Source organism: Bradyrhizobium sp. (assembly GCF_052389815.1).
Taxonomy (GTDB): domain Bacteria; phylum Pseudomonadota; class Alphaproteobacteria; order Rhizobiales; family Xanthobacteraceae; genus Bradyrhizobium.
On sequence record NZ_JBQTHN010000200.1, the window covers coordinates 1 to 1,634 of the forward strand.

Annotated in this window: 2 protein-coding genes and 1 pseudogene; 2 read left to right on the top strand and 1 reads right to left on the bottom strand. The window is 61.8% G+C overall.

Features of this window, described 5'->3' with window-relative positions; all coding sequences use genetic code 11:
• Positions 1-280, top strand: a pseudogene (locus ACT4OC_RS27925) (flavin reductase family protein); the annotation flags it as partial.
• A gap of 141 nt (positions 281-421) precedes the next feature.
• Positions 422-727: a winged helix-turn-helix transcriptional regulator gene (locus ACT4OC_RS27930; RefSeq protein ID WP_444842284.1), complete on the top strand. Its 306-nt coding sequence runs from the start codon at positions 422-424 to the stop codon at positions 725-727.
• 216 nt (positions 728-943) lie between these two features.
• On the opposite strand, the gene ACT4OC_RS27935 is transcribed toward ACT4OC_RS27930, so the two are convergent.
• A partial coding sequence (locus ACT4OC_RS27935) for an FAD binding domain-containing protein (RefSeq protein WP_444842285.1) occupies positions 944-1,634 on the bottom strand: 691 nt, incomplete at its 5' end.

Here is a 1,634-nt window from a genome sequence, read left to right on the forward strand (position 1 = left end):
CGTGCGCGAAAGTCGCGCAGCGATGGAATGCAAGGTTACAGAGGTCGTCCAATTCAAGAACTGGAAGGGCGAGGCGGTTCAGGGGTGGCTCGTCCTCGGTGAGGTGGTCGCGGTTTACATCGACAAAGCCCTGATCAAGGATGGCGTCTATCAGACCGCCCTCGCCAATCCGATCCTTCGAGCCGGACGGGGCGGGGATTACGTCGAGGTAACGCAGGACCGAATGTTCGAAATGGATCGCCCGCCCGGCAGCAGCCACCCTGCGTTTCATGGCTCCTAAAAGCGTGATGGCATTAGCTTCGACAGCCTGAGTTTTTGAGGTAACTGGCGCATTCTTCGGGTGTGACAGCGTCGAGGACGTCACCGATGGCGGTGCAGACCGTATCGACGGTTTGGGCGGTCAGCCTTTCGGAGCAGATGCTTGGACTTGGCAAAGACCAGTTCGATCGGGTCAGGTCTGGTGAGTATTTGGCAGGAAGAACAGCTTGGCGCCGGGGGAGCGAATGAGCTGACACACGACCTTGCCTTTGTGGCTGCCGAGATTGTCCATGACGACGACATCTCAGGGCCGAAGGGTATCTTGAGTACCCGGCTCAAGAAGTTCGTCGTTGCTGGCGTCATGACGTGGGTGCCGTTGCCCGGACACGCCGGTCGATATGAATACGTTCTGACCGAGAAGGGACGCGATTTCTTTCCGGCCTATCTCGCCGCTGAAGAAATGGGGTGACGACTGGCTGGTGGAGCCGGCCGGGCTGCAAGTCGTGTTTCGCGACCGCATTGCCGGGCGCCCGATCGAGTATCCGGAGTTGAGGACGACGGGCGGCAAGCCGCTGCGGCTCGAGGACGTCGAGATCGTTGCCGGAGCGGTGCTGTTCCGTTCAACCGCAATCGATTTGGCGGCGATGCCGCTGATCATGTGGCGGCTGGCTCGAAGGCTCCCGTCTCACGACGAAAGCGCAAGTAGCCCCCGCGTAGTCTCGGTCCGGATCAGATTGGCGCGGTATTCCGCCGACGCGTAGCGGTCCGAGAGGCACTCGGTGGTCTCGCTCAGCAATTTTGCCGCCCGGTCGATGTGTTCCCGCGAAAGCGTCTTGCCTGTCAGGAAATCGGCGGCATGTTGGCCGGCGAAAGCGCGGTTCGCTGCACCGGTGACGCCGATGGAAATCTCGGCAACCACGCCATGCTGCAGTCGCACTCCGACCGCGATTCCCACCACGGCAAAGCCGCTCGCGGGGTGCCGGATCTTTCGGTAGATGAAGCGCGTGCCGGCCGTCGGCCGTGGGATATGGATGTTGGCGAGAATTTCGTCGGGTTCCAGCACCGTCGAAAAAATGTCGACGAAGAAGTCCTGTGCCGCCACCCTTCGGCGGCCATTCGGGCCTGCGATCTCGATCTCTGCCTGCAGTGCCACCAATACCGCCGGCCAATCGGCCGCGGGATCGGCGTTCGCCAGCGAGCCGCCGATCGTGCCGCGGTTACGCACCTGGGGATCGGCAATCAGGCTGGCCGCCTGGCGAAAGATCGGCAATTCCCTGTGCAGTGGCTCGGAAGCAAACAGCTCGGCATGGGTGGTCAGGGCGCCGATTCTGATCCCGGTTTGGCCGATCTCGATTCCATTGATCTCGGCGATGCCG